Genomic DNA, 1,008 nt, shown 5'->3' on the forward strand with positions numbered 1-1,008 from the left:
CTAGGACTTGTCCGGCCGATCATGTTCGTAGCCAGATGGTGATGGCAGCCGCCGTCGCGGTGCCGAGGAAGACGTAGCCGCGTTTGTCGTAGCGGGTGGCGACCGCGCGGTGTTGCTTCAAGCGGTTGATCGCGCGCTCGACGGTGTTGCGCTTCTTGTACCGCTCTTCATCGAAGCCTGGTGGCCGTCCGCCGCGTGAGCCTTTGCGCAGGCGGGCGTCCTGACTGTCGGACTTCTCCGGGATGGTGTGCCGAATGCCGCGGCGTCGCAGGTATGCGCGGACGGGACCATTGCTGTATGCCTTGTCGGCCGCCAGGCTCGCGGGCTTCTTACGGGGCCTGCCTGAACCCTTCCGCGGCACTCGGATCTTCTCCAGCACACCGATGAACTGGGTGCAGTCTGCCCGCTGACCTGCGGTGACGATCAGGGACAGCGGACGGCAGCGGCCATCCGCGCTCAGGTGGAGTTTGCTGGTGAACCCGCCGCGCGAGCGGCCCAGGCCCTCACCTCCCGCACCACCTCCACCAGGCGAGCGACGAGGCTCTGCCAGGCGGTTTCGCCCTGGTGTTCTGCGGGTTCGGCCCCCTTTGAGCCGGGAGCCGGCGGTGGATCGGTGCGAGCACCGGCCGCATGCTGATGAGCCCGCACGATGGTGGAATCGACCGAGACGTCCCAGTCGATTTCCCCTTGCGCGTCGGCGGCGGCTTGAACCTGCTGGAGCAGACGCTCCCAGGTTCCGTCCGCCGACCACAACCGGTGACGTTCGTAGACCGTCTTCCACGGCCCGAACCGATCGGGCAGGTCACGCCACTGCACACCAGTCCGCACCCGGTGCAGAATTCCGTCAAGCACCTGCCGGTGGTCCCGCCACCGGCCACAACGTCCGTTACTGACCGGCAGGAACGGCCGCAGCCGTTCCCACTCAGCATCCGTCAGATCACCCCGCCCCATACCCACATCAACGATCCGGACGCAGAGCAGTCACATGATCGGCCGGACAAGTCCTAG

At 66.7% G+C, this 1,008-nt stretch carries 1 protein-coding gene; it reads right to left on the reverse strand.

Going from position 1 to position 1,008, the window contains the following annotated elements:
• Nucleotides 1-19 precede the first annotated feature (19 nt).
• Nucleotides 20-951 (reverse strand): IS5 family transposase gene (locus tag MUU72_RS35090; protein WP_372503305.1). Its coding sequence is split into 2 segments (ribosomal slippage): nt 20-616 and nt 619-951, totalling 930 coding nucleotides; the frame shifts between segments, so codons are not numbered across the junction.
• Between the last annotated feature and the right edge of the window lie 57 nt (nt 952-1,008).

Source organism: Streptomyces rhizoryzae (assembly GCF_023155275.1).
Taxonomy (GTDB): Bacteria; Actinomycetota; Actinomycetes; order Streptomycetales; family Streptomycetaceae; genus Streptomyces; species Streptomyces rhizoryzae.